The following is a 25,864-nucleotide window of genomic DNA, read 5'->3' on the forward strand; positions in this document are numbered from 1 at the left end:
GCACCGCAAGCGCGCAATCGCTGCACTCCGAATGCCCGTCGCCGCCGCACCCGGCGCCATCCAATGCTCATACGTTCGGAGCTTGCCCGGCGCCGATTTTCCGACCGCACGGAAGTCGCCCCGGATTGGGGCGCGGCCATGCTTACGTTCCGTGACAAACGACCGCTATACTGCGATGGTTTGGCGGGCGCCGTGTCTCGCGCGGGCCCGGCCAACGCCTGCGGCTATTGACTAGAACACGTAGAGAGAGGCCCTAAGGAATGAGCAATCAAGGCGTGGATCCCGGCCGGCGCCGGTTCCTGACGCTCTCCACCGCCGTCGTCGGTGGCGCAGGCGTCGTGGCAGCCGCCGTGCCGTTTCTCGCATCGTGGAAACCGAGCGAGCGAGCCAAGTCGCTGGGCGCGCCGGTCGAGGTCGACATCAGCACGCTCGAAGCCGGGCAGCGGGTCACCGTCGCCTGGCGCGGCAAGCCGGTCTGGGTCGTGCGTCGCACGCCCGAAATGCTCGACGGGCTCACCAAGGTCGACAGCAGCCTGCTCGACCCTGAATCCAAGCAGAAGCAGCAGCCCGACTACGTCAAGGGCGAAGCCCGCGCGATCAAGCCCGAAGTGCTGGTGCTGATCGGCTCGTGCACGCACCTCGGCTGCTCGCCGACCTTCCGCCCGGACCACCCGGCGCCGGAAATCGATTCTAACTGGCAGGGCGGCTTCTACTGCCCGTGCCACGGCTCCAAGTTCGATCTCTCGGGCCGCGTCTACAAGGGCGTGCCCGCGCCGCTGAACCTCGTCGTGCCGCCCTACCGCTTCGAGAGCGACACCCAGATCGTCATTGGCGAAGACCCGAAGGGAGTGGCGTAAATGGCGATTACACCGAACCCGTACAAGACGACCGGCCTGCTCGGCTGGATCGACGATCGCTTCCCGCTGACCAAGCTGTGGAAGGATCACCTCTCCGAGTACTACGCGCCGAAGAACTTCAACTTCTGGTACTTCTTCGGCTCGCTGGCGCTGCTGGTACTGGTCAACCAGCTGCTGACCGGCATCTGGCTGGCGATGCACTACAAGCCGGACGCGGCGCAGGCCTGGGACTCGGTCGAGTACATCATGCGCGACGTGCCGTGGGGCAACGTCCTGCGCTATCTGCATTCGACGGGCGCCTCGGCGTTCTTCATCGTCGTCTATATGCACATGTACCGCGGCATCCTCTACGGCTCGCACCGCAAGCCGCGTGAGCTGATCTGGATCTTCGGCAGCCTGATCTTCCTGGTGCTGATGGCCGAAGCCTTCTGCGGCTACGTGCTGCCGTGGGGCAACATGAGCTACTGGGGCGCGCAGGTCATCATCAACCTGTTCGGCACGGTGCCGTTCGTCGGCCCTGACCTCGTGATCTGGATCCAGGGCGACTACATCCCCTCGGACGCGACGCTCAACCGCCTGTTCTCGCTGCACGTCGTCGCGCTGCCGTTCGTTCTCGTCGGCCTGGTCGTCGCGCACCTGATCGCGCTGCACGAAGTCGGCTCGAACAATCCGGACGGCGTCGAGATCAAGAAGCACAAGGATCCGAACACCGGCATTCCGCTCGACGGCATTCCGTTCCATCCGTACTACACGGTGAAGGACATCGTCGGCGTCGGCGTGTTCCTGATCATCTTCCTCGGCGTCGTCTTCTTCGCGCCGGACGGCGGCGGCTATCTGCTGGAGAAGCCGAACTTCACGCCGGCCAACCCGATGTCGACGCCGGACCACATCACGCCGGCTTGGTACTTCGGCGCGTTCTACGCGATGTTGCGCGCGACGCCGTCGTTCGCCGGCACGCAGATCTGGGGCGTGCTGGTGATGTTCGGCGCGGTGGCGCTGATCTTCTTCCTGCCCTGGCTCGACCGTTCGCCAGTGAAGTCGATTCGCTACAAGGGCCCGATCTTCAAGATCGCCCTGGCGCTGTTCACGGTCAGCTTCGTCCTGCTGAACTACTTCGGCATGCAACCGCCGAGCGCGCTCGGCACGACGATCTCGCAGATCGGCACCGTCGTGTACTTCCTGTTCTTCCTGCTGATGCCGTTCTACACGAAGATCGACAAGACCAAGCCCGTCCCGGAGCGCGTGACCTATGAAGCCCACTAAGGCCATGCTGAAGAACTGCCTGCATACGCTGCTGGCCGCCGCCACGCTCGCGATCGCGAGCCCGGCCCTGGCCGCCGGCGGCCACGCCCTGCCGTACGCCTTCGAGCCCGACACCGGCAACACGGCTTCGGTGCGGCGCGGCGCCGCCAACTTCATGAACTACTGCTCCGGCTGCCACTCGATGCGGCACCTGCGCTACGGCCGCCTCGGCCAGGATCTCGGCATTCCCGAGAATCTGCTCAAGGCGAATCTGATGTTCACCTCGGACAAGGTCGGCGACCATATTCTCTCGGCGATGCCGGGCGAAGCCTCGAAGACCTGGTTCGGCCAGCAGCCACCGGACCTGACGCTCGAATCGCGCTACCGCGGCCCGGACTGGGTTTACAGCTACCTGATGACGTTCTACGTCGATCCGACGCGTCCGCTCGGCACCAACAACCTCGTGCTGCCCGGCGCCTCGATGCCGCATGTGCTCTGGGAGCTGCAGGGCCTGCAGGTGCAGTCCGAGGCGCATGCGGCCGACGGCGAGGCCGCGGCGCACGGCGAGGCCCACGGCCCGCAGTTCGAGCTCGTCAGCAAGGGCAAGCTGACGCCGAAGGAGTACGAGAAGTTCGTCGCCGACACGGTGAACTTCATGACCTATGCCGCCGAGCCCGGGCGCGAGCATCGCGTCAGCGTCGGTATCAAGGTGGTGCTGTTCCTGATCCTGTTCTCGGTGCTCGCGTATTTCATGAAACGCGAGTGGTGGAAGGACGTGCACTGAGCTGTCGCCAGCGTTGCATCGCGGCGCCGCCCGGAAGCCCCTCCGCGCGGCGCCGCTTCGTTTCATGGGCCGACATTTGGGGCGCACGGGCTTTAGCGGTTAATCTTTGTCCATGAACCCGAAGCCCCGGCGCTGATGGCCATTCCCGGCAAGAGTCGCTACGTCATGGACGCACGTCCGGCCCCACGGGCCGGGCTGACGCTGTTCTGCTCCCGCGAGCAGCTGCACAGTCGCTGGACACGCATCGTGCTGGCCGAGAAGGATGTCGACGGCGCGCGTATCGAGTGGATCGAGGCCGGCAAGCCGCACCATGATCTGCTGGTGCTCAACCCTTCCGGCCAGCTGCCGACGCTGGTCGACCGCGACGCCGTGCTGTATCCGGCCAGCATCGTCGTCGAGTACCTCGACGAGCGCTATCCGCACCCGCGCCTGCTGCCGCCCGACCCGTCGGCGCGCGCGCTCGTGCGCATGCTGCTGCTGCGTCTCGACCACGAGCTGCTGCCGCTCGCCGAGTCGATTCGCATCGCGCCGAAGGCCGCCGAGTCGAAGGCGGCGCGCAAAGAGCTGCAGGAAGCGCTGGCCGGAGCGTCGCGGCTGTTCTCGGCGCGTGGCTGGTGCCTCGGTCTCGACTACAACCTCGCCGACTGCGCCTGGGCGGCGCTGCTCGGCACCCTGCCGGCGCTGGGCCTCAAGCTGCCGGCCGACGCCGGATTCCAGCGCTACGCGGAACGACTGTTGTCGCGTCCCGCCGTACAATCCGCGTTTCGCTAAACCACGGTGCACGGTTCGCCACGATGTCCAAGTCCCGCCGCCCTTACCTGATCCGCGCCATCCATGAATGGGCGAGCGACAACGGCTACACGCCGCATCTGCTTGTCGCCGCCGATTATCCGGGTGTTGTCGTGCCGCGCGAATACGTGCAGGACGGCCGCATCACGCTGAACATCAGCCCGATCGCCGTGCAGAGTCTCGACCTCAGCAGCGAACCGCTGTGGTTCTCGGCCCGCTTCGGCGGGCGTCCGTTCGACGTGCAGGTTCCGAGCGGCGCCGTGCTCGCGATCTTCGCGCGCGAGAACGGCGAGGGCGTGATCTTCGGCGAGACGGAAGCCGGCGATACGAAGGACGCGGCCTCCGGCGCAGCGCAGAATCCGGAGCCGGAGCCGCCGAAACCGCCGAAGCCGGGACGGCCGAATCTTCGTGTCGTGAAGTAGACCGCTCCCCGTCCGCCCTGCGGCGGACAGGGACGCGGCAAGGCGACCGCTAATTCGCGCCGCGCGCGTACTCGGACTGGCTCACCCGGCCATCGCCGTCGGCATCGAACTTCGACCAGGTGCTGCGCACCCTGCCCGTCGCTTCCGCACGGCTGATGTATCCATCGCCGTCCTGGTCCATCCTGACGAACGGGTCGCTGGCGACCGTTGCGGCCGCATCGCCCGGCGATGGCGAATGGCCGGAGGCGGAGCCGGCGCGACGCCGGATGCCTCGGTCGCCGTCTGCGCGATTGCGGGCAGCGGACCGAGCGTCAGCATCGTGGCCACGAACAGCGGGCTGATCGTCTTCATCTTCGGGCTCCATCTGCGGCCCGCGCATCCGCTCGGGCCTACCGAATTTCACGACAGCATGGCGGTCGTGAATCGGCCCTTAGCGGGGCAGTCTCGGTGCCCGGCTCAGAGCGCCGGCGCAGCCCCAGGTGCACGGCTGTGTTCCAGTGCACTGCGATTGGCCTCGGCCTGCGCCTCGCGCTCTGCGCGCGTCATGCAGATGCGCTTGGTGATGTTCGATCCGGTCGCCCGTTCGATCGTGCAAATCTTCTCGTTTGGATCCTTGGCCGGCTTGGCCGGGGCTTCCGCCGCGGCGGCGGCTGGCGCTGCGGGCATGGCTTCTTCGGCAAACGCTGTGGTGCCGCTCGCCAGCGCGAGCGCTGCGGAAAGAAGGAATCGACGAATCATGGAACGCACCGGCTTGCATGAAGAGGAAAGCCAATTCTAGCGGCCCTCTTCGCGCAAACCGCCCTCATCTGCGCTTCTGGGTAAAAGTCCGGAGCCAGCAACTGTCCATACAGCGGCTCGCGGTCCACGGCCGCGCCGGTCGCTTCAAATGCCTGGCAGTGCCTTGCCCGGATTGAGAATGCCGTTCGGGTCGAGCGTGCGCTTCAGCGCCCGCATGACATCGAGCGTGTCGGCCGCGATCTCCCAGCCGACGAAGTCACGCTTCTCGATGCCGACGCCATGCTCGCCGGACAGCGTGCCTTCGAGGTCGAGCACGAGACGGAAGACGTCGTGCAGACAGGCCTGCACCGCCTGCATCTGCTGCGGATCTTCCGGATCGGCGAGCAGGTTGGTGTGCATGTTGCCGTTGCCGGCGTGGCCGAAGTTGACGATGCGGATGCCGTGCCTCGATGACAGCGCCGCGAGCCCCGTGACCAGTTCGGGAATGCGCGTCACCGGCACGACGACATCCTCGTTGACCTTCTTCGGCGCGATCTTGCGCAAGCTCGGCGACAGCGCCTTGCGGCAGGCCCACAGCGCCTCGGTCTCGGCCTCGTTCGCGGCCGTCTTCAGCTCGACGAGGCCGGGCCCTTGAGCCGCGGCGACGACGGCGCGCAGCGCCACGTCGATCGACTCCGGATTGCCGTCGACTTCCATCAGCAGCAGCGCGCCGGTGCCGGCCGGTACGCCGGTACTCTGGTAAGCCTCGGCGAGCCGCACCGCATCGCCGTCCATGAACTCCAGCGCGCTCGGCGTCTCCGGCTGGTTCATCACGCGCGCCACCGCCTCGGCGGCGGCCTTCACGTCGGCATAGCAGGCACGCAAGGTCTTGCTGTCCCGCGGCTTCGGCAGCAGCTTGAGCGTCGCCTCGGTGATGATCGCCAGCGTGCCCTCGCTGCCGACCAGCAGACGCGTGAGGTCGTAGCCGACGACGCCCTTGGTCGTCGTGCAGCCGGTCTTGATCGAGGTGCCGGCGCCGGTCACCGCGCGCAGCCCGAGCACGTTGTCGCGGGCGGTCCCGTACTTCACCGCGCGCGGTCCGCCGGCGCAGCAACCGAGATTGCCGCCGACCGTCGCGTACGCGAGGCTGGTCGGATCGGGCGCCCAGAACAGGCCATGCTCGCCGGCCGCCTTTTGCACCTCGCCGTTGAGCGCGCCGGCCTCGCATTCGAGCAGGCGATCGCCGGGCGACACGCGCAGGATGCGGTTCATGCGCTCCAGCGACAGCACGACGCCGCCGGCGATCGGCACCGTCGCGCCGGTGGTGTTGGTGCCGCGGCCGCGCACGACCAGCGGCAACGCGAACGCATTGCAGGTCTGCACGACGGCGAGAACTTCGTCATGCGTCAGCGCGAACGCCACCGCCTGCGGCAGCGCGACGCGCTTGGAGTTGTCGTAGCCGTACGCCAGGCATTCGCCCGGATCGGTCAGCAGCCGCTCGGGCGACAGCGCCGCGCGCAGGCGCTCGATCGCCGCCGCCGGCAGCGCGGGCGGCGCAACGGGAACTGCGGCGGCCGTGCTCATGGCCGCTCAGCGCTTCGGAAACAGCAGTTCGTCGATCGCATCGCACAGGCAGTGCAGCAGCACGATGTGCACCTCCTGAATGCGCGCCGTGACGTTCGCGGCTGCACGCAGCTCGACGTCGCCGGCCTTGAGCATCTGCGCCATCGCGCCGCCGTCCTTGCCGGTCATCGCCAGCACATGCAGCCCCTGCGCGTGCGCGGCCTCGATCGCGCGCACCACGTTCGGCGAATGGCCGGAGGTCGAAATCGCGAGCAGCCAGTCGCCTTCGCGGCCCAGCGCCTCGACCTGCTTGGCAAACACGCGCTCGAAACCGTAGTCGTTGCCGATCGCGGTCAGCGCCGAGGTATCGACCGTCAGCGAGATGCCGGGCAGGCCGCGGCGCTCGCGCTCGAAGCGGCCGGTCAGCTCGGCGGCGAAATGCTGGGCGTCGGCCGCCGACCCGCCGTTGCCGCAGGCCAGGATCTTGCGGTCCGCACGCAGCGCGTCGGCCAGCGCCGCGGCGGCACGCAGCAGCGCCGGCAGCTCGCGCGCCAGCGTCGCCTGCTGGGCCGCGATGCTGGCCTCGAAATGTCCGCGCAGGCGCTGCTCGATAGCCGATTCGGTCATGGTCGTTCCGATGGTGAAGGCGCGTATTGTGGCGCGCCGGCGCGCCGGCTCCAATCCGAGGCAAGCCCCCAGGGCTGCGCGGCCGGGAACATCAGGCGTCGAAGGCGCCGGCGAGCCACTGCGGCCGGCCGTCGTCGAACGTGACCACGTCGAAGCGCACCGCGCGCTCGGCATGTTCGGGGTGGGCGGCCAGAAACAGCTGGGTGGCTAGCACGATCTTCGCGCGCTTGCGCGCATCGACCGACTCGGCGGCGCTCGCGTAGCGGCTCGCCGAGCGCGCCCGGACCTCGACGATGACCAGCGTCTCGTCCTCGCGCATCACCAGATCGAGCTCGCCGCCGCGAAAGCGAGCGTTGCGCGCGATCAGCGTCAGGCCTCGCCGTTCGAGCAGCCGCAGCGCGGCATCCTCGGCGGCGGCGCCGTTCACGGCGCCAGCGGACGCAGGCCGTCGCCGCTGATCTGCACGCAGGCGAGCTCGCGACCGATCACGCTCGCGCCGCGCCATTCGAGTCGGCCACTGACGCCGTCGACGGCGTCGCCGACATGCAGGCTGCTGCGCGCCAGACCCGACGACAGCGCATAGGCGTCACGGCCGAGGGCGAACAGCCGCGTGCCGCCGGACGGCAAGGCGGCCGCTGCGGCCTTCTGTGCGGCCAGCGTCTCGCCTTCGCCGATCGACCACGGCGTGTCGCAGAAGCGCAGGCCGTTGAGATCGGCGGCCGGCTTGCCGTCGTAGACCAGCGCGGTCGCGTAGACCGGCAGGTCGCCGGCGCGGTTGAAGCGCAACTGCGGAATCAGCAGCCGCGCGTCCTGGCTGCGCGCGCCGAGGAAGATCAGGTCGACGTCGCCACGCCGCTGCGGTTCGAACTCGCTCTTCCTGCCGAGCACTGCGCTCAGCGCGCGATGGCGTTCCTCGCTGGCGCTGACGCCCATCAGCTCGGCAATTGCCTTCGACTGGTCGATGGTGCCCTGCGCATAGCGCTGCGCGCGCACGACCTGCCCGCCGCCGGCGCGCAGCGTCTCGTCGAGCGCGTCGAGCGCGCGCGCGCCCCAGTCCGCGTCCGGCACCAGCGCCAGCGCCCGGCGCTGGCCGAGCGCCAGGGCCTGCCGAGCGACGGCACGTGCCTCGTCTTCCGGCGCAAGACCAAGCTGGAAGAAATTGAACGGCGCGCTGACGCCGGCGTCGAGATAGTTGAGGCCGAGCACCGGCACCGGCGGCACGAAGCCGGCGACGGCGGCGACGTCTTCCTTGCGCAGCGGCCCGACCAGGAAGGTCGCACCGTCGGCGAGCGCTTTCTGGTAGGCGGCGCGCAGGCTGTCGGGCGTCGCGCCGATGTCGTAGATCCGCACGCGCGGATGCGCGGCGTCATCGAACGAGGCGCTCAGGAAACCGTCTCGTACCGCCTCGGCGGTCACCGAAAAATTGCCGCTGAGCGGCAGCAGCAGGGCCAGACCCGGCTCGCCACGCGATGCCAGCGGCGCCGGCGCGGCACTGGCCGCGGGCAGGCGCGGCGCGGACGGCGGTGGCACAGAGACCTGCGCGCGCGGCGCGGGGCTCGGCGGCCGCTCCGGGATCTCCGAACAGGCGAACATCAGCGCCGGCAACAGCGCCGCGAGGGTTTTGGGCAGGAGAGCTTTCAGCACCATAATGCGAAGTATGACACGCCCCTACGCTGCCACCGCATGAGCGCTCCCGCGAGGATCGCCGCCGGCCATCTCTACGTGGTCGCCACGCCGATCGGCAATCTCGACGACTTCTCGCCGCGCGCCCAGGAAGTGCTCGGCGGCGTTGCCGCGATCTGCGCCGAGGACACGCGCAACACCGCCAATCTGCTCACGCACTTCGGCATCAAGAAGCCGCTGATCGCCGTGCACGAGCACAACGAGGACGAGGTCTGTGCCCGGCTGGTCGCGCGCCTGCAGGCCGGCGACGCGCTGGCGCTGGTGTCCGACGCCGGCACCCCGCTGATTTCGGATCCCGGCTTTGCCGTCGTGCGTGCGGCGCGCAACGCGAACCTGCCGGTGCTGGCCGTGCCCGGCCCGTGCGCCGCGATCGCGGCGCTGTCGGTGTCGGGCATAGCCAGCGACCGCTTCGTGTTCGAGGGCTTTTTGCCGGCCAAGGCCGGCGCGCGCCGCGAGCGCCTCGCCGAGCTGGCCACCGAGACGCGCACGCTGATCGTCTACGAATCGAGCCACCGCATCGCCGAAGCGCTCGCCGACATCGTCGCCGTGCTCGGCGCCGAACGCCCGCTGTGCCTGGCGCGCGAACTGACCAAGCTCTACGAGGAAAGCCGTCGCGACAGTGCGGCCGGCATCGCCGCCTGGCTCGCGGCCGACGCCAACCGCACGCGCGGCGAATTCGTGCTCGTCATCGGCGGCGCCGTCGAAGCGCCCGACCGTCGCCAGAGCGAAGGCGAACGCGTGCTGAAACTGCTGCTCGGCGAGCTGCCGGCCTCGCGCGCCGCCCGCCTGGCCGCCGAGATCAGCGGCGCGCGGCGCAAGGATCTCTACGCCCTGGCGCTGCAGCTCGGCGGCGGTCAGACGCGCGACGACGACGCCTGATCGCGGCGCGCTGACGGCCGTCGCCGCCCCCGCCCCGCGTTCGCCGCGGTGCCGGCGGGAAGCACCCGTCGCGTAAGCTAGGGAATGGCACCGGTCAGGCGCGCGAACTCGGCGCGCGCCGCGTGCGCGGGCAGCAGTTCGCGCTCGACCGGCACGCGGATCTTCTCGAGCAGCGCGCGCGCCTCGGCGCCGCGGCCGGCGCCGGCGAGCGCGGACGCCAGATCGATCTTGGCGACCAGCACCGCCGGCGACTCCGGATGCTCGTCGCGCTCGTAGGCCGGCACCACCTTCTGCAGCAGCGCCACCGCCTCGGCGTAGCGATGCTGCGCGAGCCGCAGGCGCGCGCGGCTGGCGGCGAGCACGTCGAAGATCCAGTGCTCGGCCGGCAGGTAGCTGTGGAACTGCGTCTCGGCCTGCGCCAGCGCGGCTTCGGCGCGCGCAAAGTCGCGGGCCGCGACATAGGCGTCGGCGAGCTGCTTGAGGCGCCGGCCGCGCGTGAACTGCACCTGCTCGCCCTGCAGGCCGGCCGGGATCTCGCGCCGCAGCAGGGCGATCGCTTCCGCGCTCTGGCCGGCATAGCTCAGCGTGCGGGCGAGGTTGATGCGCTGCAGGTGGGTCTGCAGGTGGTCCTCGCCGTAATGCGCCAGCACCAGGCGATAGGCTTCGCGGCTGTTGGCGAGCGCGGCGGCATAGTCGCCGGACTGCTCCTGGATCTGCGCCAGATTACCGAGCGCGACCGCGAAGTCCGGGCTGTCGTCGTCGCCGCGTGCACGCACCGCGGCCACCGCCTCGCCCATCCAGCGCGCCGCTTCGCGCACGCGGCCCATCGAGTTCAGCGTCGCGCCGAGATTGTTCTTGGCGCTGATGACCGCCTGGCTGTCGTCGCCGTAGTAGCGCCGGTAGGCGCCGAGCACCTGGCGCTGCGCGGCCTCGGCCTCGGCGTTGCGCCCGGCCTGCCAGAGCAGGCTCGCGTAGCCGTCGAGCGCCTCGACGCTGCGCAGATCGTCGGCGCCGTAGGCCTGGTGCAGCAACTGCAGCTGCTGCGCGGCGAGCGCCAGCGCCTCGTCCTGAGCGCCGGCGTCGAACAGGCTCGTCGCCAGCGCGCCGAGCACCGCGGCCGATTCGACGCCGTCGCGCCCCTGGGCGTCGCGCAGCGCGTCGCGCGCGGCGCTCAGCACGGCGACGCTCTCGGTCGGCTTCTGCTGCCAGTACAGCGCCTGACCGAGCGAGCGCCGCGCGTCGGCGAGCTGCGCGTCACGCGCCGGCAGTCCGGCCGCCAGCAGCGCGACCGCCTCGCGCAGGCTGCCCTCGGCCTCGGCATAGAGTCCCTGGTCGATCTGCGCCTGTGCGAGCTGGCGCAGCAGCTGCGCCGTCACCAGCGGATCGGCGCCCGGCGTCTGCCGCTGCAGCGCCAGCGCCTGTTCGGCCTGCTGCCGGCAATCGAGCGGCAGGCCGAGCTTGCAGTAGAGGTCGCCGAGCGCCGCCTGCACGCGGGCCCGCACCAGCGGTTGCTCGGCGAAGCGCGCGCCGAGCCGGTCGCGGCCGCGGTCGACCAGCGCGCGCGGCGCGATCGGCCGGCCGCCGTTCTCGCCCGGCGTGGCGGCATCGAACAGCGAGGCGATGTAGCCGGTCACCTGCTGCGCGACCTGGGCCTCGCGCTCGGCCCGGTCGCGCGCCTGCTCGCGTGCGGCGTTGGCGCCGAGCAGCTTGAAGTAGAGGAGCAGCGTCGAGGCCAGACCGAGCACCAGCACGGCGGCCAGCGCGACCATCCAGCGGCGGTGGATCTCGACGCGCGCCAGGCGCTGCTGCAGCGCCGCTCCGCGCGCCGCGGCGGCCCGCTCGGCCTGGCGCTGCGCGCGCCGGCCGGGCAGCTGGCGCAGGCGCCGCGCCAGCTCGGCGGCGTCGGCCAGGCGCCGCGCCGGATCGCCGTCGACCGCCGCGGCGATGTCCTCGCGCAGCACCTCGTCGTCGATCTCGCGCTCCCAGCCCGGCGCCAGCGGCCGGCGCCAGTCGCCGACCGCGGCCTGATAGAGCATCACGCCGAGCGCGTAGAGGTCGCCCTGCACGGTCGCCGGCTGGCCGGCCTGCACCTCCGGCGCGAGGTACAGCGGCGTGCCGCTGGTGCTGTCGAACGCCGCCACCGTCGCGGTGAAGCCGAGACGAGTGATGCCGATCGCCGCCAGCCGCGCGGCATCGACGACCCCGCCGCTGCCGAAATCGACCAGCTTGATCTGCGGCCGGCCCTCGCCTTCGGCGATCAGCACGTTCGACGGCTTGAGGTCCTTGTGCAGCACGCCGACGCCGTGTGCGGCGGCGAGCGCGTCGGCGCATTGCGCGATCAGCGCCAGGCGCTGTGCGATCGGCACCGCCGTCAGGCCGCCGCCGGCCTCGGTCCACTGCACAAGACTGCCGGCCGGCACGTATTCGAGTTCGAGGAAGAACGGCGCCTGCTCGAGGTTCCAGTCGAGCAGGCGGGCCAGGTCCGGCCGCTCGCCGAGGCCTTCCTTCAGGACCCGGAACAGGGTGATCTCGCGCTTGATCGCGCGCAGCGCGGCGCCGTCGAGCGCGAACTTGCAGACGCGCTCCTCGCCGGTCTTGTCGTGCCGCGTCCGCCAGACCTCGCCACTGCCGCCGGCACCGAGGCGTTCGACCAGCGTCCAGTTCGGTCGCAGCGGCGGGTGGCCGCCCGGCTCGAACGCAAAGGCCGACGGCAGCTCGTCACCGACCCATTCGACCGTCACGTTCGCCGTCAGCCGGTAGCCGAAGCCGTGGACGGTCCTGACCAGCTCGCCGCCGTCGCCGAGCACGGCGCGCAGGCGGTTGATGGTGGTGGTCAGGACCGTGTCGGAGAGGATGCGGCCGGGCCAGCAGGCGGCCGCCAGTTCGTCCTTGGTGACGACTTCGCCCGCGTGCTGCAGCAGATGCATCAGGACCTGCATCGGCTTGCGGTGCAGGCGCACCGGTTCACCGCCGTGACGCAGTTCCAGGCTGCGCTCGTCGAGCAGCCAGTCAGCGAAACGCCAGCGGCGCAGCGCGCCGCGCTCGACCATCGGCTTTTCCAGCTCCGTCACCGTCTCCATCCCCCGTTCGCGGGCCGCGAGTATGGCAGCCCCCCGGCGCCGGTCCGCCCGCCGCACTGCGATCCCGATCACGCGAAATCGGCCCGATCGCCCTGAAAACCGCGACTTGTTTCGCACTGTGAGCGCCGCGTGAGGATTTTGTCAGGACTTCCGCGACCCCGCCCGTCAACCTCGCGGCCCTGTTTGGGGAGGCCTTCCGGACCCGCCGCGTTCCCCGCGAACGCGGCGCTTCGGGAGGGCTTCACGGCCTCGTTAGGAGAATGATGCAAATGTTCACGGTAGTCTTGCGCCAGTTCTGGCGATTCTGTGTTTTCGGCCTGCTGGCCTCGCTCGCGCTCGGCGCGCGCGCGGCCGCCCCGCAGGTCACGACGATCAACGGCAACCCGCTGACGATCCACGTCGGCGACGACGCCTCGTTCCAGATCATGAACGCCGAAGTTCCCGGCGTCGGGCAGTTCTATCCGAGCGACAGCGAGGAAACGAATGCCCATACCGCCGACTTCGGCTGGTTCCTGGCCACCGGCGGCGAGCTGTATGCGCCGAACTTCGGCGAGCATCCGAACGGCACGGCGACCAGCAGCCTCGCCGGCGGCCTCGGCAAGCCGTACCAGGTGCTGACGCCGGTCTCGATCAGCGGCGTCACCGGCACCGGCAGCGCCAACGATCCCTACCGCGTCACCGTCGTCAACGACGTCGGCGCCACCGGCCTGCGCGCGACCGTACAGCTCAGCTACGTCAACGGCCGCAACTACTATTCGATGACCTGGACGGTCCGCAACACCGGCACCGTCAGCCGCGACTTCAAGGTCTTCCTCGGCGGCGACATCTATCTCGCCAATGACGACAGCGGCATCCCGTACTTCGACACCAACTCGTCGAGCCCGGGCGGCAAGAACTGCCCGCCCGCGCAGACGCTTAGCGCCGCGGCGGCCGCCGCTTCGGACTATTACATCCTGCTGATCCCGCAGACGCCGGCCGACGCCTACTCGGCCAAGGCCTACGGCGAGGTCTGGCAGCTGATCGGCCGGGGCCAGCTCGACAACGTCGTCAGCAACGAGTGCATCGACAACGGCGCGGCGCTGCAGTGGAACCGCACGCTGGCGCCGGGCGCCAGCACGGTGCTGCAGACCGGCACCTCGTTCGGCGAGGTGCCCGACATCGCCCAGTTCAACGTCACCGACATCCAGCCGAACAGCGGCCGCCAGGGCGAGAGCTTCGACGTCACCCTGACCGGCATCGGCTTCGAGAACGGCTCCCGCTTCGAGATCGGCAATGGCGTGACGCTGTCGAACATCCAGGTCACCAGCGCCACCAGCGCCACCGCGCACGTGACGATCGACGCGACAGCGACGCCGGGCGCGCGCGACGTCAGCGGCGGCCAGACCGCCGAAGGTCCGTTCGCGACGCTGCAGAACGGCTTCACCGTGCTCGCGTCGGAAACCCCGCAGAGCGGCAGCCTGCAGCTCAACGCCGCCACCTACACCGTCAACGAAGGCGCCGGCACCGTGACGATCAGCGTCGCCCGCAACGGCGGCAGCAGCGGTGCGGTCAGCGTCCACTACGCGACGGCCAACGGCACGGCGCAGGCCGGCAACGACTACGCCGCCACCAGCGGCACGCTCACCTGGGCCGACGGCGACGCCGCGGTCAAGACCTTCACGGTCGCGATCACCGACGACAGCCTCGACGAGAGCAACGAGACCTTCTCGGTCCAGCTCAGCGCCGCGACCGGCGGCGCCACGCTCGGCGAGCGCACGACCGCCACGGTGACGATCGTCGACAACGACGGCCAGCCGCTGCCGGGAGAGGAAGGCAAGGTGCAGCGCGGCGGTGGCGCGCTCGGCCTGCCGCTGCTCGCCGTGCTCGGGCTGTTCGCGACGCTGCGCCGCAAGGCGCAGCGTTGCGCCGCGTGGCTGGCCGCGCTCGGCCTCACCGCCGCGATGCTGCCGGGCGCCGCCATGGCCGGCGACTGGTACTTCGGCACCCGCGTCGGTCTCAGCGACGCCGGCGTCGGCAGCGCCAGCCTGACGCGTGCGCTGCGTAACGACGGCCACGCCGTCACCGCCCATGTCGACGACCGCCGCGATCTCGGCGGCGTGCTCTACGGCGGCTATCACTGGACGCCGAACGTCGACCTCGAACTCGGCTACCTGCGCATGGGCCAGACCGAAGCGCACGTCAGCGGCGACCTCGGCAACGGCCACGCGCTCGTCGACGACCTCGCCGACGAGCTGCCGGCCGGCGGCGACGCCCTGCTCGCCGCGCTGCGCCTGCGCTTCCCGATCGCCGGACCGCTGTCGTTCACGCCACGCCTCGGCGGCTACTGGTGGACGAGCGAGACCGAGCTGCACACCGCAGAGCGCACCTATCGCTCGCGCGACAGCGGCTTCGGCGTCGACGCCGGGCTCGGCTTCGACCTGCGTTTTGCCGAGCGTTTCCGCGTCGGCCTCAACGGCGAGCTGCTGCGTTCGAGCGGCGCCGGCGTGCTGAAGCTCTACACGCTGCAGTTCGAATACGACTTCTGAAGGCCCGATCCGAGCCGGACATGAAGAGCCTGATCGCGTTCGCCCTGCTCGCCGCCGTCGGCCGCCCGGCGGCGACGCCGCCGCAGGACTGCGGCCTGGCGGCACCGTCCCACTACGTCGCCATGCCGCGTCCGCCATCGCCGTCGGCAAGCGGCGGCGCCGAGATTCGCATCGGCCAGGACGGCGGCTGGCAGGACGTCCGCGTCAGCGGCGCCGTCTGCCGCCAGACCTGGATGCCGTCGCGCGCGAACGCTTCGCGTCCGGTCACTGAAATCCACTGGTTCTACCGCCGCGGCCTGCAGGCGCTCGGCGCCGAGATGGTCTATCTCGACTGGCGTTATACCGTCGCGCGCCTGCCGGCCGGCAACAGCACGCGCTGGATCCAGGTGCATTCGCCGCCGGGCGAGATCAACGTCACCATCGTCGACGTCGGCGCCTGGCCGGCACTCGCGTACTAGGCTCCGGGTTCCGCCCCCGGATCAAGCCGCGGCGCCGCGATCCGGCCCGCGGCTTTTTGCGGCGTCGGCCTTCAGCCGCCGCCGGCCGCCAGCAGGCGGCGCACCGGCACGTTGCCGATGAACAGCTCTTCAAGCACCGCGTGACCGTCGCGCACGCGCACGGACACGTAGGCGTCGCCGCGTTCCGCGCCGGCGCGATGGGCGTCGCGATAGGCGCGCTCGGCCGCCGGCGCGGCGCGCTCCTCGAGGTAGTAACGGTCGAACGGCAGGCGCAGCGTCGCGACCTGCGCGGCATCGATCCAGGCGATGCGCGCGATCAGGTAGTCGCCCTGCGTCGGCGGCTCGCGCTGCGGCGCACCGAAGCGGACGAAGCGGTCGGGACCGGTCGTCAACAGCACGCAGACGCGATCGCCGGCCTGCAGGCCGGCGCCGGCCGGCACGGCGACGCGCAAACCTTCGAACGACAGCGCCACGTAGCGGCCGCGGAACGCGTCGACCGGATCGACCGGCGCGGTGCGCAGGTAGTAGCGCGTGCCCTCGCGCAGCGTGCGCTCGCTCTGCACGGCGAGCGAGACCGGCAACGCCCACTGCAGCACGGCGGCCAGCGCCAGCAGCGCGAACGCGAATGCCGGGCGCTTCACGGACGCACCTTGCGGCGCAGCCAGGCGTGCGCCGCCAGAAAGCCGAGGCCGGTGGCGACGAAGGCGACGCCGCGCGCCACGAACGACCACTCGCCGCCGAAGAAGCGCAGCAGCACCAGCACCGCGATCAGCGTCAGACCGCTGCTGACCAGGCGCAGCAGGCGCGCGTGCAGACCGGCCTGGATCACGGCGACGCCGATCGCCAGCACATAGGCGTTGAAGAACACCGCGAGCGGCACCGCCCGCGGCGCGTGCCCCTGGGTCAGCGCCAGCGCTGCGACCGGTATCGCCAGCGCCGCCAGCAGCCATTGCCGCCGCCACAGCGCATGCAGCGCGAGCAGGCCCGCCGCCGCGAGCACCAGGCCGAGCACGACGCCGGCCTGCATCAGCGCGCCGTCGGCGTAGCGCGCGAGCCAGTGCTCGCGCCAGAACTCCGGGAACGTCGTGGCCAGCGCCACCAATGCCCAGCCGAGTTCGCCGTAGGCGCGCAGCGGCCGGCGCACCAGCGACAGTTCGCCGCCGAGGCCGGCGTCGAGCAGGATCAGCAGCAGCGCGCAGGCGCCGATCCACAGCCAGCCGTAGTGGCGGACCCAGGGCATCGCCACCGTCAGCGCCGCGAACAATAGCGGCACCAGCCAGCCGATCAGCAGCACACTGCGCAGCGAGCCGCGGTCGCGACGCCACACCGATATCGCGTGCGGCAGCAGCGTCGCGTAGGCGAGCAGTACCAGCAGCGGCGCGCGCGCGGCGCCGTCCTGCGCACCGACCCAGCCGAGCAGCGCGGAGCCGACCAGCACCGCGAGCAGGCTGGCGTCGAGCGCGTAGACCAGCGGCAGCGCAACCAGCGCACAGCTCAGCAGGTAGCGGTCGAGATCGCCGCCGAACTGGAAGATCTGCGCCACCAGCGCCAGCGCCGCCGCGAAGGCCAGCGCCGTGAACGCGGCCGCGCCTTCGCGCCAGGCCTGCGACAGCGGCCGCCGCCACAGCGCGTGGACGCAGGCCGCCTGCCCGGCGGCGAGCGGCAGCGCGGTGACGAACAGGCGCAGGCCGCGGCTCCACTGATCCCAGTTGTGCGCGACCAGCAGGATCAGGCCGAGCCCGACCAGCAGCGCGCCGAGGATCGCCGACAGGCCCAGCGCGCCGCCGCCCTGCGCCGCGTCGGCATAGCGCGCGCGCAGGCGGGCCGCGGTCGGCGCGTCGATGACGCCGGCGCGCTCGAGCTCCGGCAGTTCGCCGAGCAGCCAGGCCGCGTGCTTCGCCATGCTGCTTTCGCGCTCCTCTTTCATGCTGGTGATTCTGAACAGCCTAACAAACGCGCGCGGGCGACCGATATGCTGTCGCATCGCAGACAAGGATAACGGGGAGTATCGATGCCGGCATCGGACCATCATGGTTCGCAGTTCGCGCTGCTCGGCAGGCGGCGCTACGCGCCGCTGTTCATCACCCAGGCGCTCGGTGCATTCAACGACAACGTCTACAAGAATGCGCTGGTGATCCTGATCGGCTTCGGCATCGCCGGCCTGTCGCCGGCGCAGATCGACTTCTACGTCAATCTCGCCGCCGGACTGTTCATCCTGCCGTTCTTCCTGTTCTCGGCGAGCGCCGGCCAGATTGCCGAGAAGTACGACAAGGCGCGCCTGATCCGCTTCACCAAGCTGTTCGAGATCGTCGTCATGCTGTTCGCCGCGGCCGGCTTCGCGCTGCAGTCCCTGCCCTTCCTGCTCACCGTGCTGTTCCTGATGGGCACGCAGTCGGCGCTGTTCGGACCGGTCAAGTACTCGATCCTGCCGCAGCATCTGCGCGACGAGGAGCTGGTCGGTGGCAACGCCATGATCGAGGCGGCGACCTTTCTCGCGATCCTGCTCGGCACCATGGCCGGCGGCTGGCTGATCGCGCGACACGGCGGCGCCTGGGTCAGCGCGACGATCCTCGCGATCGCGCTCGCCGGCTACCTCGCCGCGCGCGCGATCCCGCCGGCGCCGCCGGCCGCGCCGGGGCTGCGCCTCAACTGGAATCCGTACACCGAGACGCGCGACAACCTGCGCTTCCTGCGCGGCAACCGCGTCGTGCTGCTGTCGGTGCTCGGCATCTCGTGGTTCTGGTTCTACGGCGCGATGTTCCTGTCGCAGCTGCCGAACTACAGCAAGCAATATCTCGGTGGCGACGAATCGGTCGTCACCCTGCTGCTGACGATCTTCTCGCTCGGCGTCGGCATCGGCTCGCTGCTCTGCGAGCGCCTGTCCGGGCGCAAGGTCGAGATCGGCCTGGTGCCGCTCGGCTCGATCGGCCTGACGATCTTCGGCATCGACCTGTTCTTCGCGGCGCCGGGCCCGGCGGCGGTCGCGGGCCAGAGCGCGATGCAGTTCCTGTCGTCCGCCGCCAACCACCGCGTCGCCTGGGACCTGCTGCTGACCGGCGTGTTCGGCGGTTTCTACATCGTGCCGCTGTATGCGCTGATCCAGCTGCGCACCGAGGCCTCGCACCGCTCGCGCGTGATCGCCGGCAACAACATCCTCAACGCGCTGTTCATGGTCATCGCCGCGCTGCTCGCGATCGTCTACCTCAAGCTCGGCCTGACGATCCCGCAGCTGCTGCTGACCACGGCGCTGATGAACGCCGCCGTCGCCGTCTTCATCTACACGCTGGCGCCCGAGTTCCTGATGCGGCTGCTGGTGTGGCTGCTGATCAACACGCTCTACCGCATCCGCAAGACCGGCCTCGAGCACATCCCCGACGAAGGGCCGGCGATCGTCGTCGCCAACCACGTCAGCTACGTCGACGCGCTGATCATCGGCGGCAACGTGCGCCGGCCGATCCGCTTCGTGATGTACCACAAGATCTTCAGGATCCCGGTGCTCAGCTTCATCTTCCGCACCGCGCGCGCGATCCCGATCGCACCGGCCCGCGAAGACGAGGCGCTGATGCACCAGGCCTTCGACGAAATCGCCGCGGCGCTGCAGGCCGGCGAGGTGATCGGCATCTTTCCGGAGGGCCAGCTGACGCGCGACGGCGCGATCGGCGAATTCCGCAGCGGCATCGAAAGGATCGTCGCGCGCACGCCGGCGCCGGTCGTGCCGATGGCCTTGCGCGGGCTCTGGGGCAGCTTCTTCAGCCGCAACAATTTCCTCGCCCGCATGCGCCTGCCGAGCCGCTTCTGGTCGCGCGTCGAGCTGGTCGCCGAGGCGCCGGTCGCGCCGGAGCAGGTCAGCGCCGCCGATCTGGAGCGGCGCGTGCGCGCCTTGCGCGGCGACTGGGCTTGAGCTTCGGCTTGAAACTGGGCGTGAGACCGGGCGCGAGCGGGGCCGCGCCGAGACTTCAGCCGCGGTGATACGGGTGGTTGGCGAGCAGGCTCCAGGCCCGGAACAGCTGCTCGGCGACGAACACGCGGACCAGCGCATGCGGCAGCGTCAGCTTCGACAGGCCCCACTTGCGGTCGGCGCGCGCCAGCACCTCCGGGGCGTGGCCGTCGGGCCCGCCGATCAGCAGCGCGGTGTCGCGGCCGGACTGCATCCACTGCTGGAGCTCGCGCGACCAGTCGGTGCTGCTCAGCTGCTGGCCGTGCTCGTCGAGCGCGACCACCAGCGCGTCGCGCGGCAGGGCCTTGAGGATCTTCTCGCCTTCCTGCTGCTTGGCGCGGGCGATGTCGGCGTTCTTGCCGCGCTGCGCCGGGGCGATCTCGACCAGCTCCAGCCGGCACTCGTGCGGCAGGCGCGCCGCGTAGTCGGCGTAGGCGGTCTGCACCCAGTCCGGCATGCGCGTGCCGACCGCGATCAGCCAGATGCGCATCGGCGCGCCGGCGGCGTCCGGCCTACTTGCGCGTCGCCTTGCGGGCCGGCGCCTTCTTCGCGGCCGGCTTGGCGGCCTTCTTGACCGCCGCCTTCCTCACGGCCGGCTTCTTCGCCGCCTTCCTGGCCGGCGCCTTCTTCGTCGCCGGCTTGGCCGCCGGCTTCGACTTCCCGGCCGGCGCCTTCTTCGCAGCCGGCTTCTTCTTCGGCTTGGCCTCGACCGGGGCCTCGGCCTCGTCGGCGACCGCCCAGAGCTTTTCGAGCTGGTAGAACGCCCGCGCCTGCGCCTGCATCACGTGCACGACCACGCCGCCGAGATCGACGAGCACCCACTCGCCCTGCTCGGTGCCTTCGAGCCCGAGCGGCTGGTAGCCGGCGTGCTTGGCTTCCTCGGCGACGTTCTGCGCCAGCGATTTCACGTGCCGGTTCGAGGTGCCGGTGCAGATGATCATGGTGTCGGTGACCGTCGTCAGCTTGGTCACGTCGAGTACGGTGATGTCCTGGCCCTTGAGGTCGTCGAGCGCCTCGTAGGCGAGGCGGGCCAGCGGGTCGAGTTTCTTAATGTTGGGTCGCATCGTTGTCCTGCGTCAGCGCCTTGAGATCGGCGGCGGTCATGGCGTTCAGTATCGCATCCGGGACCAGGCCGCGCACGGAGCGGTGCTGCGCCAGCAGGCGCCGGATGCGGGTCGACGAAATATCGAGCGGCGGCATTTCGAGCGGCAGCCACAGGCCCGCCTCGCGCGCGTGCAGCGCCTCGGCGCCGTCGGCGCGTCGCGCGCCGAGCAGCGCCGCGCATTCGATGCTCGGCTGCGGCTCGCTGCCGGGGCGCGTGATGACGGCGACGTGGGCGAGCTCGACGATGCGCTGCCAGTGCCGCCACAGATGGAAGTGCTGGAAGGCATCGCCGCCCATCAGCAGGACCAGCGAGGCGCGCGGGAAATCGCGGTGCAGCTCCTCGAGCGTGTCGACCGTGTACGACGGCCCGGCGCGCATGATCTCGCGCTCGTCCGGGATCAGCCCTTTTTCGCGGCGCACGGCGGCGCGGACCCATTCGAGCCGGCGCTGCGGCGAGACGCGCGAATCCGGGCGATGCGGCGCGTGCGCGGTCGGGATCAGCCGCACCTGGCTCAGATCAAGCCGCTCGCGCGCCTCGATCGCGACGCGCAGGTGGCCGTTGTGGAACGGCGCGAAGGCACCGCCGAAGACGCCGATCGCCTTCACGCGCAACGCTCAGGCCGGAGCATGGCAGACCGCCTCGATGTTGTGCCCGTCGGGATCGAGCACGAAGGCGCCGTAGTAGTTCGGGTGATAGTGCGGGCGCAGGCCCGGCGCGCCATTGTCGCGGCCGCCGGCGGCGAGCGCCGCGCGATGGAAGGCGTCGACCTCGGCGCGCGTGCGCGCGCGCAAGGCGATGTGCACCGGCGGCGTGTTCGGTCGCGCGGCGCCGCCGCTGGCGCTGATCCAGAATTCCGGCTTCGGCGCTGCACCGAAGCCGCCGTGCGCGTGATCGACCACTGGCGGCGCCAGCTCCATCAGCAGCTCGAAGCCGAGCGGCGCCAGCGCCGCGCGGTAGAACGCCTTGCTGCGTTCGTAGTCCGCGACGACCAGGCCGACGTGATCGAGCACTAGCGGACCGAACCGTCGCCGAGCACGATCCACTTCAGCGAGGTCAGGCCTTCGAGGCCGACCGGACCGCGGGCGTGGAACTTGTCGGTGCTGATGCCGATCTCGGCGCCGAGGCCGTACTCGTAGCCGTCGGCGAAGCGCGTCGAGGCATTGACCATCACCGAGCTCGAATCGACTTCGCGCAGGAAGCGGCGCGCCTTGCTCAGGTTCTCGGTGACGATGCTGTCGGTGTGCTGCGAGCCGTAGGTGTTGATGTGCTCGATCGCGGCGTCGAGGCCGTCGACGACGCGGATCGCCAGGATCGGCGCCAGATACTCGGTGCGCCAGTCCTCCTCGGTCGCCGCCTTGGCTTCGGCCAGGATGCCGCGCGTGCGCTCGCAGCCGCGCAGCTCGACGCCGGCCTCGACGTAGATCTCGGCGAGCGTCGGCAGCACGCGCGCGGCGAGCGGCGCGTCGACCAGCAGCGTTTCCATCGTGTTGCAGGTGCCGTAGCGCTGCGTCTTGGCGTTGACGGCGACGGCGACCGCTTTCTCGAGATCGGCGTCGGCGTCGAGGTAGACGTGGCAGATGCCGTCGAGGTGCTTGATGACCGGCACGCGCGCCGACTCCGACACCGCTGCGACCAGGCCCTTGCCGCCGCGCGGAATGATGACGTCGACGTACTGCGGCATCGCCACCATCTCGCCGACCGCACGGCGGTCGGTGATGTCGAGGATCTGCACCGCGTCCTTCGGCAGGCCGGCCTCGATCATCGCGCGCTCGATGCAGCGGCCGATCGCGAGGTTCGAGCGCAGCGCTTCCGAGCCGCCGCGCAGGATCGCGGCGTTGCCCGACTTCAGGCACAGCGCCGCGGCATCGGCCGTCACGTTCGGCCGCGATTCGTAAATGATGCCGACCACACCGAGCGGCACGCGCATGTGGCCGACCTGGATGCCGGACGGGCGCAGCTTCATGTCGCTGATCTCGCCGATCGGATCGGGCAGCGCGGCGACCTGGCGCACGCCGTCGGCCATCGCCTCGATGCGCTTCGGGTTCAGTTCGAGACGGTCGAGCAGCGCCGCGTCGAGCTTGGCGTTGCGGCCTTCGCGCATGTCCTGCGCGTTGGCTTCGAGGATGCGCTCGGCGTCGTCGAGCAGGGCCTGCGCGAGCGCGAACAGCGCCGCGTTCTTGGTGCCGGTGTCGGCACGCGCCAGCAGGCGCGCGGCGGCGCGCGCCTTGGCGCCGCGCTCGTGCATGTAGTCGGCGATGTTGTCGGCCTTCGCCCGAACCGGTTTTGCAGCGGAAGTCATGAACGTTGTGGACGCGGGGCCGCCCCACTGGCGGCGAGGATCAATGTTAGCAATTCTTCCCAGGCCGCCGCCTCCTGACCGGACTTGACCATCTGGTCGACGTTGGCGGCGCGGCGCATCCAGGTCAGCGCCTCGGCCGGCCGCACGCGCGGCAGCGCGCGCAGGTACTTGGCCTGCTGCGCGCGGAAGATGCCGGCCGCCTCGCAGGCGGCGCCGGCATCGCGCAGGCGCGCGTACTGGATCGAAGCCTTGGCCAGCGAGCGCAGGCACCAGGACAGCGCGCCGAGGATCTCCAGCGGCCCGAGGCCTTCCTCGCGCAGGCGCTGCAGGCTGCGCACGCTGCCGACGGCGTCGCCGTCGAGGATGCGGTCGTTGAGATCGAAGGCTTCGAAGCGCGCGCTGTCGGCGACCGCCTGCGCCAGCGCCTCGACGCCGATCCGCTCGCCCGGGAACAGCAGCTTGAGCTTTTCGACGTCCTGCGCGGCGGCCAGCAGATTGCCCTCGGTGCGCTCGGCGAGCAGCTTCACCGCTTCGGCGTCGGCCTGCACGCCCGCCGCCTTGAGGCGCGCGTCGAGCCAGGGCACGAATTCCTCGGGCTTGACCGGCCACAGGTAGAGACTGGCGCCGGCGGAGTCGAGCGCCCGCGCCCACGGCGCCTCGCGCTGGCGCTTGTCGAGCGCGCCGCAGACGACGATCAGCAGCACGTCCTGCGGCGGCCGCTGGGCCAGCGCCTGCAGGGTCTTGCGCCCCTCGTCGTCGGGCCCCGCCGCCATGCGCACCTCGACGATGCGCCTTGAGGCGAACAGCGACAGGCTGGCGCCGGCCTCGATGACCCGCTGCCAGGCGAAGCCGCGCTCGACGTCGAACACCTCGCGCTCGCTGTAGCCGGCCTTGCGCGCCGCGGCGCGGATCGCGTCGAGCGCCTCCTGCATCAGCAGCGGCTCCTCGCCGGCGACGAAGTAGATCGGCGCGAGGCCCTTGGCGAGATGCGAGGCGAGCTGGCTGGCTTTGAGCTGCACGGCGTGGAAGGACGAGGCGTCCTGCGTCGGAAAGCGCCCATTCTACGAGACCGGCGCCGCCGCCGGCCGCGCGCCGGTCCGGCCGGCTTGCGCAGGCGCCGCACGCAGGCCCTAGAATCGCCGCCATGAAACCGAGCGCCGCAGCCCCTGCCGTTCACGCCGACCGCGAGTTACGCCCTGTCGATCCGCTGCTGTCGCTGCTCGGCCGCGGCCTGGCGCTGCTCGCCGAGCGCGAGCGCGGCGCCGGCCGCGCCAACCCGGCGGCGCGCCAGCGCGACGCCGAACTGCCGGAAGCCGAGCGCCGCCACGTCGCCGGCCTGATGCGCGTCAATCACGCCGGCGAGATTGCCGCGCAGGCGCTGTACCACGGCCAGGCGCTGACCGCGCGCAATCCGCAAACCCGCCGCCACCTGCTCGAAGCGGCGCGCGAGGAACACGATCATCTGCGCTGGTGCGAGGAACGCCTCGACGAGCTCGGCGACGCGCCGAGCAAGCTGCAACCGCTGTGGTACGCCGGCTCGTTCGCGATCGGCGCGCTCGCCGGCCTGCGCGGCGACGCCTGGAGCCTCGGCTTCGTCCACGAAACCGAGCGCCAGGTGTCCGAGCACCTCGGCGAGCATCTGCGGCAGCTGCCGGAAACCGACGCGCGCGGCCGCGCGATCCTCGAAACCATGCGCCGCGACGAGGAGCGCCACGGCCAGGAAGCGGAACAGGCCGGCGGCCAGCCGCTGCCGGCGCCGGTGCGCGGCCTGATGCGCCAGGTCGCCAAGCTGATGAAGTTCGGCGCGTATCGCGTCTGAGCGAGCGCGCCAGAGGAACGCCCACGCCCTCGCCGCCAGAATTTCGCTCCCGGCCCGAAGCGGGCCGAACACGGGGCGACATCGTGAAACTGAAGCGCAGAAAACGGCTTTCCGGAGCGGCCAGACTGGCGCTTGCCGCACGGCATGACAGCTGTCCCGCGCCGGCCATGTTCCCGGGAACCTGCCCGCCCGGGTGCGGCCAGCGCCTTCGCGGCCGTGCGGCGCAAGCCGCCGTTGCGCCAGAGTCGCGCCGCGCTGCGGCCGCTCAGCCGGCGGCGAGCCGGCTGTTATGCTCGGTCCATCACAACAACGTCGGGGGAAACCGAAGATGACGATCGCCCTGTGGTGCGTGCTGGCCGCGGCCCTGCTGCCGTTTCCGTTCGCGCTGGCCGCCAAGTGGAGCCGCCGCTTCGACAATGCCACGCCGCGCGAGTATCTCGAGCAGGCGGCCGGATGGCGCAAGCGCGCGCACTGGGCGCAGCTCAACAGCTTCGAAGCGTTCCCGCCGTTCGCCGCCGCGGTGCTCATCGCCCACGTCGTCGCCGGCCCGAACGCCACCGCCAACCTGCTGGCGCTGGCCTTCGTCGTGCTGCGCATCGTCTACGGCCTGTGCTACATCGCCAACCGCGCGACGCTGCGCTCGCTGGTCTGGCTCGGCGGCATCGCCTGCGTGATCGGCCTCTTCGTCGTCGCCGCGCGCGCGTCGTAAAGGAGCCGCCAGATGCAGATCAAGATCGAGATCGACGTCCGCCCCGAGGAACTGCGCCGCTTCCTCGGCCTGCCCGACGTGTCCGGCCTGCAGGAGGACATCGTCGCCTTCCTGCGCGACAAGATCGGCGCCGCCAGCGGCTTCGACGCCTCGCAGTTCGTGCGCAGCAATTTCGACACGCTGCGGCGCACGCCGGCCTGGCAGAAGTTCGCGGCGCGCCTGCGCATCAACGAGGACGGCGAACCGGAAGTCGACGAAGTCGCGCCCGAGCCGCCGCGTCCGCCACGCAAGCGCAAGCCGCGCGCCCGCAAGCGCGCCGCGGCCAAGCCGGCGGCCGCGGCGGCAACGGATAGCGGCGGCGAAGACTGA

General features: G+C 70.7%; 27 protein-coding genes. 12 read left to right on the forward strand and 15 right to left on the reverse strand.

Features of this window, described 5'->3' with window-relative positions; genetic code table 11:
- Positions 1–260 precede the first annotated feature (260 nt).
- The 5 genes from petA to H149_RS0109665 all read left to right on the forward strand — a co-directional run bounded on the left by petA (position 261) and on the right by H149_RS0109665 (position 4,094).
- Positions 261–857, forward strand: a complete 597-nt coding sequence (petA, locus tag H149_RS0109645) for a ubiquinol-cytochrome c reductase iron-sulfur subunit (protein ID WP_020649546.1) — start codon at positions 261–263, stop codon at positions 855–857.
- Positions 858–2,120 carry a cytochrome b gene (locus tag H149_RS0109650; RefSeq protein WP_020649547.1) on the forward strand — a complete coding sequence of 421 codons (1,263 nt, stop codon included), beginning with the start codon at positions 858–860 and terminating at the stop codon, positions 2,118–2,120.
- 4 nt (positions 2,121–2,124) lie between these two features.
- The gene (locus H149_RS0109655) at positions 2,125–2,883 is read left to right on the forward strand and encodes a cytochrome c1 (RefSeq protein WP_020649548.1); all 759 of its coding nucleotides are present in this window, start codon (positions 2,125–2,127) and stop codon (positions 2,881–2,883) included.
- Between the two features lie 165 nt (positions 2,884–3,048).
- Positions 3,049–3,654 carry a glutathione S-transferase N-terminal domain-containing protein gene (locus H149_RS0109660; RefSeq protein WP_026353045.1) on the forward strand — a complete coding sequence of 202 codons (606 nt, stop codon included), beginning with the start codon at positions 3,049–3,051 and terminating at the stop codon, positions 3,652–3,654.
- A 23-nt stretch (positions 3,655–3,677) separates the two neighbouring features.
- Positions 3,678–4,094, forward strand: coding sequence for a ClpXP protease specificity-enhancing factor (locus H149_RS0109665; RefSeq protein ID WP_020649550.1), 417 nt, complete (start codon positions 3,678–3,680; stop codon positions 4,092–4,094).
- Positions 4,095–4,143: 49 nt separating this feature from the next.
- Here the strand turns inward: H149_RS0109665 and H149_RS22715 are convergent, their stop codons facing one another.
- From H149_RS22715 to H149_RS20475, 6 genes are all read right to left on the reverse strand, one after another.
- Positions 4,144–4,458, reverse strand: coding sequence for an EF-hand domain-containing protein (locus H149_RS22715; protein WP_169518332.1), 315 nt, complete (start codon positions 4,456–4,458; stop codon positions 4,144–4,146).
- A gap of 92 nt (positions 4,459–4,550) precedes the next feature.
- Positions 4,551–4,832 carry a hypothetical protein gene (locus tag H149_RS23165; protein WP_154654726.1) on the reverse strand — a complete coding sequence of 94 codons (282 nt, stop codon included), beginning with the start codon at positions 4,830–4,832 and terminating at the stop codon, positions 4,551–4,553.
- 144 nt (positions 4,833–4,976) lie between these two features.
- On the reverse strand, positions 4,977–6,395 hold the full coding sequence (locus tag H149_RS0109680) for an FAD-binding oxidoreductase (RefSeq protein WP_020649553.1): 1,419 nt from the start codon (positions 6,393–6,395) through the stop codon (positions 4,977–4,979).
- Positions 6,396–6,401: 6 nt separating this feature from the next.
- On the reverse strand, positions 6,402–7,001 hold the full coding sequence (locus tag H149_RS0109685) for a phosphoheptose isomerase (protein ID WP_020649554.1): 600 nt from the start codon (positions 6,999–7,001) through the stop codon (positions 6,402–6,404).
- Positions 7,002–7,092: 91 nt separating this feature from the next.
- Complete coding sequence (locus H149_RS20470) at positions 7,093–7,428, reverse strand: YraN family protein (RefSeq protein ID WP_020649555.1); 336 nt, start codon at positions 7,426–7,428, stop codon at positions 7,093–7,095.
- The gene (locus H149_RS20475; RefSeq protein WP_169518333.1) at positions 7,425–8,645 is read right to left on the reverse strand and encodes a penicillin-binding protein activator; all 1,221 of its coding nucleotides are present in this window, start codon (positions 8,643–8,645) and stop codon (positions 7,425–7,427) included. Before H149_RS20475 ends, H149_RS20470 begins: the two co-directional genes overlap by 4 nt.
- 39 nt (positions 8,646–8,684) lie before the next feature.
- Between H149_RS20475 and rsmI the strand changes: the two genes are divergently transcribed.
- Positions 8,685–9,563, forward strand: a complete 879-nt coding sequence (gene rsmI, locus H149_RS0109700) for a 16S rRNA (cytidine(1402)-2'-O)-methyltransferase (protein ID WP_020649557.1) — start codon at positions 8,685–8,687, stop codon at positions 9,561–9,563.
- A gap of 77 nt (positions 9,564–9,640) precedes the next feature.
- Here the strand turns inward: rsmI and H149_RS22125 are convergent, their stop codons facing one another.
- On the reverse strand, positions 9,641–12,634 hold the full coding sequence (locus H149_RS22125; protein WP_169518334.1) for a tetratricopeptide repeat protein: 2,994 nt from the start codon (positions 12,632–12,634) through the stop codon (positions 9,641–9,643).
- Between the two features lie 278 nt (positions 12,635–12,912).
- On the opposite strand from H149_RS22125, the gene H149_RS0109710 reads away from it, so the two are divergent.
- On the forward strand, positions 12,913–15,168 hold the full coding sequence (locus H149_RS0109710; RefSeq protein ID WP_169518335.1) for a Calx-beta domain-containing protein: 2,256 nt from the start codon (positions 12,913–12,915) through the stop codon (positions 15,166–15,168).
- Positions 15,169–15,188: 20 nt separating this feature from the next.
- Complete coding sequence (locus H149_RS22130) at positions 15,189–15,626, forward strand: hypothetical protein (protein WP_020649559.1); 438 nt, start codon at positions 15,189–15,191, stop codon at positions 15,624–15,626.
- A 71-nt stretch (positions 15,627–15,697) separates the two neighbouring features.
- Here H149_RS22130 and H149_RS23610 read toward each other — a convergent pair whose 3' ends face one another.
- Positions 15,698–16,267 (reverse strand): GDYXXLXY domain-containing protein, encoded by a 570-nt coding sequence (locus H149_RS23610; protein WP_020649560.1) that lies wholly within the window; start codon positions 16,265–16,267, stop codon positions 15,698–15,700.
- Positions 16,264–17,529, reverse strand: coding sequence for a DUF2157 domain-containing protein (locus tag H149_RS0109730; RefSeq protein ID WP_169518336.1), 1,266 nt, complete (start codon positions 17,527–17,529; stop codon positions 16,264–16,266). Before H149_RS0109730 ends, H149_RS23610 begins: the two co-directional genes overlap by 4 nt.
- Positions 17,530–17,637: 108 nt before the next feature.
- Between H149_RS0109730 and H149_RS0109735 the strand changes: the two genes are divergently transcribed.
- Complete coding sequence (locus H149_RS0109735) at positions 17,638–19,527, forward strand: MFS transporter (RefSeq protein WP_020649562.1); 1,890 nt, start codon at positions 17,638–17,640, stop codon at positions 19,525–19,527.
- A 55-nt stretch (positions 19,528–19,582) separates the two neighbouring features.
- Here the strand turns inward: H149_RS0109735 and rlmH are convergent, their stop codons facing one another.
- Genes rlmH through holA form a run of 6 tightly spaced genes read right to left on the reverse strand, consistent with a single transcriptional unit; the run spans position 19,583 to position 23,986 of the window.
- On the reverse strand, positions 19,583–20,053 hold the full coding sequence (gene rlmH, locus H149_RS0109740) for a 23S rRNA (pseudouridine(1915)-N(3))-methyltransferase RlmH (RefSeq protein ID WP_020649563.1): 471 nt from the start codon (positions 20,051–20,053) through the stop codon (positions 19,583–19,585).
- Positions 20,054–20,075: 22 nt separating this feature from the next.
- Positions 20,076–20,627 carry a ribosome silencing factor gene (gene rsfS, locus H149_RS24365; protein WP_020649564.1) on the reverse strand — a complete coding sequence of 184 codons (552 nt, stop codon included), beginning with the start codon at positions 20,625–20,627 and terminating at the stop codon, positions 20,076–20,078.
- Entirely contained in the window at positions 20,611–21,273 is a 663-nt protein-coding gene (gene nadD, locus H149_RS0109750) for a nicotinate (nicotinamide) nucleotide adenylyltransferase (RefSeq protein ID WP_245540493.1), read from the reverse strand. Before nadD ends, rsfS begins: the two co-directional genes overlap by 17 nt.
- Positions 21,274–21,282: 9 nt before the next feature.
- Entirely contained in the window at positions 21,283–21,678 is a 396-nt protein-coding gene (locus H149_RS0109755) for a VOC family protein (protein ID WP_020649566.1), read from the reverse strand.
- Complete coding sequence (locus H149_RS0109760) at positions 21,678–22,967, reverse strand: glutamate-5-semialdehyde dehydrogenase (RefSeq protein WP_051101833.1); 1,290 nt, start codon at positions 22,965–22,967, stop codon at positions 21,678–21,680. The genes H149_RS0109755 and H149_RS0109760 overlap by 1 nt, the downstream gene beginning before the upstream one ends.
- Entirely contained in the window at positions 22,964–23,986 is a 1,023-nt protein-coding gene (holA, locus tag H149_RS0109765; RefSeq protein WP_020649568.1) for a DNA polymerase III subunit delta, read from the reverse strand. Before holA ends, H149_RS0109760 begins: the two co-directional genes overlap by 4 nt.
- Positions 23,987–24,111: 125 nt before the next feature.
- On the opposite strand from holA, the gene coq7 reads away from it, so the two are divergent.
- From coq7 to H149_RS20500, 3 genes are all read left to right on the forward strand, one after another.
- Entirely contained in the window at positions 24,112–24,786 is a 675-nt protein-coding gene (gene coq7 / locus H149_RS0109770) for a 2-polyprenyl-3-methyl-6-methoxy-1,4-benzoquinone monooxygenase (protein ID WP_020649569.1), read from the forward strand.
- Positions 24,787–25,114: 328 nt separating this feature from the next.
- Positions 25,115–25,495: an MAPEG family protein gene (locus H149_RS0109775; RefSeq protein ID WP_020649570.1), complete on the forward strand. Its 381-nt coding sequence runs from the start codon at positions 25,115–25,117 to the stop codon at positions 25,493–25,495.
- Between the two features lie 12 nt (positions 25,496–25,507).
- A complete protein-coding gene (locus H149_RS20500; protein ID WP_020649571.1) occupies positions 25,508–25,864 on the forward strand; it encodes a DUF6489 family protein in 357 nt (118 codons plus the stop codon).

Source organism: Solimonas variicoloris DSM 15731 (assembly GCF_000382285.1).
Lineage (GTDB): Bacteria > Pseudomonadota > Gammaproteobacteria > Nevskiales > Nevskiaceae > Solimonas > Solimonas variicoloris.

Bases quoted from the DNA above. Each gene is read 5' to 3' on its own strand.
- petA (WP_020649546.1), top strand. From the start codon at position 261: ATGAGCAATCAAGGCGTGGATCCCGGCCGGCGCCGGTTCCTGACGCTC.
- H149_RS0109650 (WP_020649547.1), top strand. From the start codon at position 858: ATGGCGATTACACCGAACCCGTACAAGACGACCGGCCTGCTCGGCTGG.
- H149_RS0109655 (WP_020649548.1), top strand. From the start codon at position 2,125: ATGCTGAAGAACTGCCTGCATACGCTGCTGGCCGCCGCCACGCTCGCG.
- H149_RS0109660 (WP_026353045.1), top strand. From the start codon at position 3,049: ATGGACGCACGTCCGGCCCCACGGGCCGGGCTGACGCTGTTCTGCTCC.
- H149_RS0109665 (WP_020649550.1), top strand. From the start codon at position 3,678: ATGTCCAAGTCCCGCCGCCCTTACCTGATCCGCGCCATCCATGAATGG.
- H149_RS22715 (WP_169518332.1), bottom strand. From the start codon at position 4,458: ATGGAGCCCGAAGATGAAGACGATCAGCCCGCTGTTCGTGGCCACGAT.
- H149_RS23165 (WP_154654726.1), bottom strand. From the start codon at position 4,832: ATGATTCGTCGATTCCTTCTTTCCGCAGCGCTCGCGCTGGCGAGCGGC.
- H149_RS0109680 (WP_020649553.1), bottom strand. From the start codon at position 6,395: ATGAGCACGGCCGCCGCAGTTCCCGTTGCGCCGCCCGCGCTGCCGGCG.
- H149_RS0109685 (WP_020649554.1), bottom strand. From the start codon at position 7,001: ATGACCGAATCGGCTATCGAGCAGCGCCTGCGCGGACATTTCGAGGCC.
- rsmI (WP_020649557.1), top strand. From the start codon at position 8,685: ATGAGCGCTCCCGCGAGGATCGCCGCCGGCCATCTCTACGTGGTCGCC.
- H149_RS0109710 (WP_169518335.1), top strand. From the start codon at position 12,913: ATGTTCACGGTAGTCTTGCGCCAGTTCTGGCGATTCTGTGTTTTCGGC.
- H149_RS22130 (WP_020649559.1), top strand. From the start codon at position 15,189: ATGAAGAGCCTGATCGCGTTCGCCCTGCTCGCCGCCGTCGGCCGCCCG.
- H149_RS0109730 (WP_169518336.1), bottom strand. From the start codon at position 17,529: ATGGCGAAGCACGCGGCCTGGCTGCTCGGCGAACTGCCGGAGCTCGAG.
- H149_RS0109735 (WP_020649562.1), top strand. From the start codon at position 17,638: ATGCCGGCATCGGACCATCATGGTTCGCAGTTCGCGCTGCTCGGCAGG.
- rlmH (WP_020649563.1), bottom strand. From the start codon at position 20,053: ATGCGCATCTGGCTGATCGCGGTCGGCACGCGCATGCCGGACTGGGTG.
- rsfS (WP_020649564.1), bottom strand. From the start codon at position 20,627: ATGCGACCCAACATTAAGAAACTCGACCCGCTGGCCCGCCTCGCCTAC.
- H149_RS0109760 (WP_051101833.1), bottom strand. From the start codon at position 22,967: ATGACTTCCGCTGCAAAACCGGTTCGGGCGAAGGCCGACAACATCGCC.
- coq7 (WP_020649569.1), top strand. From the start codon at position 24,112: ATGAAACCGAGCGCCGCAGCCCCTGCCGTTCACGCCGACCGCGAGTTA.
- H149_RS0109775 (WP_020649570.1), top strand. From the start codon at position 25,115: ATGACGATCGCCCTGTGGTGCGTGCTGGCCGCGGCCCTGCTGCCGTTT.
- H149_RS20500 (WP_020649571.1), top strand. From the start codon at position 25,508: ATGCAGATCAAGATCGAGATCGACGTCCGCCCCGAGGAACTGCGCCGC.